The organism is Candidatus Symbiopectobacterium sp. NZEC135 (genome assembly GCF_025962695.1).
Genome location: NZ_JAGFPF010000187.1, coordinates 1 through 2,712, shown reverse-complemented (window position 1 = coordinate 2,712; position 2,712 = coordinate 1). Strand labels below are relative to the sequence as shown.

2 protein-coding genes and 1 pseudogene are annotated in these 2,712 nt (G+C 52.3%); 2 read left to right on the top strand and 1 reads right to left on the bottom strand.

The annotated features are described in order from the left end of the window. Positions 1-373 (top strand): annotated as a pseudogene (locus tag J5224_RS24665) (MFS transporter); the annotation flags it as partial. Positions 374-556: 183 nt separating this feature from the next. Here the strand turns inward: J5224_RS24665 and J5224_RS24660 are convergent. Then, positions 557-1,177: a TetR/AcrR family transcriptional regulator gene (locus tag J5224_RS24660; protein ID WP_264627858.1), complete on the bottom strand. Its 621-nt coding sequence runs from the start codon at positions 1,175-1,177 to the stop codon at positions 557-559. 171 nt (positions 1,178-1,348) lie between these two features. On the opposite strand from J5224_RS24660, the gene J5224_RS24655 reads away from it, so the two are divergent. Further along, positions 1,349-2,548, top strand: a complete 1,200-nt coding sequence (locus tag J5224_RS24655) for an MFS transporter (protein WP_264627857.1) — start codon at positions 1,349-1,351, stop codon at positions 2,546-2,548. The last annotated feature ends 164 nt before the right edge of the window (positions 2,549-2,712 follow it).

The window sequence follows — 2,712 nt, the reverse complement described above, 5'->3', positions numbered from 1 at the left end:
GTACGCTGCTGGCGGGGTGGCTGATGGAGAGAAGCCTCCGTCTTACCCTGATACTAATGCCAGCGCTTGTCGGTTTAGCGGCATTGAGCATGATTTTGCTGCCACTAGAGGAAAAAGGATTGATGTTGTTCGTCGCGTTATGGGGGATGGCATTTGGTGGCGTACCCGTTGCGTGGTCAAACTGGGTAGCGCGTTCCGTTCCCGATCAGGCTGAAACCGCTGGCGGCATGGTAGTCGCAGCAGTTCAGTCCTCAATTGCTGCGGGTGCTGCTTTGGTATCAGCGGCGTAACAGGTGTTTTCATCACCGCTGGTTGCATAATGTTTTTTGCCACGCTCATTATTGGACTAAAGGTGAGGGTTGCGCTGACCTGACCGATTCCCATATAACAAGGTTTCAAATGAAGGCCAACTGAACCGGGTGGTTGGCCTGAAAGAAAGTAGCGAGATTTCCTACGCCTTTCTGCTCAATGTATTGTTCGCTAGCCAGCTCTTAGCTGACCTTCCTCGCGCGTCTCCTTCGTGCCAGGAGCGGACTTTGATAACATCTCTTTATCATCAATTCTCACTCAGCAAACTATTTGCGTCCCAAGCCTTCATCGCAAATGATACCGAGGCATTAAGTTCTTCGCCTGTTACGCCATCACGCGCTTCAGTTGACAGGCCTATCTCAAAGCTGTGCAAATATATGGCCAGCGCCCGTGCATCGGTGTCTGCGGCCAGCTCGCCCGAATCAATTGCTCTAAGGACGCACTTAAGGAATCCTTCGCGGGTACGGGTGCGTCGTGCTTCAAGAATCTGGCCAATATGCTCGTGCCCGGGCGAACAGGTATTAATAGATAACGCGATAAGACAGCCGCTTGGATGTCCCTGCTCTGTCTGCATTTTTGCTGAACGTCGCAACGCCAGTTCAGTAGCCTCACGCGGGTTGAGACTGTCATCCCAGAGGCAATCGTTAACCTGACCATAAGTTGACGAATAGCAATCAACAACTTCTTCAAACAGCGCTTCTTTCGAACCAAATGCCGCATAAAAGCTCGGTGCGGTTATGCCGTTACCGAGATTTGCTTTAAGCAAGGCAAGCGAAGTGGACTCATAGCCATACTGCCAAAAAAGGTACATTGCCTGACGAATTGCTTCGTCGCGATCGAATGTTCGTGGACGTCCCATCTTAGCCATACCTTCTCCTCGTCTGGCAAATGATACATAAATACTAATCGATACATATGTTCTTGACAACCCGCAAGGTGATCTATAGCTTCGAATATATATACCAATTAGTATATATGTGTTCGCAATATGATTTTGCGAATTATTCAGCTATTTCAGTAATATCAAAAAGGGCTCATCGTGCACGTTAATACAGAATTTCCGACCTCGATAACATCGCGTAGGTTGCCTCTGGCGACCTTGCTGGCGTTTGCCATGACCGGCTTTATCGCCATCCTGACTGAGACGCTTCCGGCGGGCCTGCTTCCGGCCATCGGAGAGGGCCTTGGCGTTTCACAGGTGATGGCGGGTCAACTGGTGAGCATCTATGCGCTGGGTTCGCTGCTCGCAGCGATTCCGCTAACGGTGCTTACCAGCGGATGGCGCCGTAAAAAGGTGTTGTTGCTGGCGGTGGGAACCTTTGTGGTTTTCAATACGATTACGACCGTTTCGACCAGTTACTCGCTGACGCTTGCGGCTCGCTTTATGTCCGGTGTGGCGGCAGGGTTGGCATGGGGGATACTGGCTGGCTATGCGCGGCGCCTCGTTCCGGCTGATTTACAAGGCCGCGCGCTGGCTATTGCTATGGTCGGCATTCCGATTGCTCTGTCACTGGGCACTCCGGCAGGAGCATGGCTGGGCGGCATAATGGGGTGGCGAGTGTCGTTTGGTCTCATGGCAGCGTTGGCGGTTATTTTGTTTATCTGGACGTTAGTGGTGGCTCCTGATCTGCCGGGACAACAGGCTGAGCGGCGTTTGCCCGTGTTGAAGGTTTTTATGATGCCCGGCGTGCGTCCAGTTCTGGCGGTCATCTTTTTATGGATGACCGCCCACAACATCCTTTATACGTTTATAGGGCCATTTCTGGAGTTGTCGGGTCTGACAGAGCGCATCGGCCTCGTCCTGCTTGTTTTCGGTCTTACCGCACTTGTCGGCATCTGGATTACCGGAACGCTGGTTGATCGTCACCTCCGTAAACTAGTTCTGCTCAGCCTTGCAGCGCTGGCTACTGTTTCAGTGGTGCTAGCTGCGGGCATGCGAGAGCAGAGCGTTGTCATGCTGGCGGTTATCGTGTGGGGATGGTCATTTGGCGGTGCGTCAACCCAGATGCAGACAGCAGCGGCTGATGCGGCCGGCAATCATGTCGATGTTGTTCAGGCGATGGTAACTACCGCATGGAATCTGGCTATCGCAAGCGGCGGCGTTGTCGGGGGCGTGCTCCTCAATAATGCCGGTGCGGCATCCTTTCCCTGGGCACTGATGGTCTTTATGGCGGTCGCCTTTCTCATCGCTTACATCGGGAAAACGCATGCCTTCAGGCCAGGTGCCAGAAATCAATAAATGAAATAATGGGCTGGATACAAATAATTATGTCCAGCCTTACTACAGCGTGGGTTGCGTTGTAATTTATAACAGGTAAGTCCGCTTCTGGCTTAAAACTGAAAACAGTGAGTTTGACGCGCTAAATGCGCGTCCTGATAAGTCAGCCCTCTGTACTCCGCATC

What these genes read in the sequence shown, in the direction of transcription:
- J5224_RS24660 (WP_264627858.1), bottom strand. Translation starts at nt 1,177, where the DNA reads ATGGCTAAGATGGGACGTCCACGAACATTCGATCGCGACGAAGCAATT.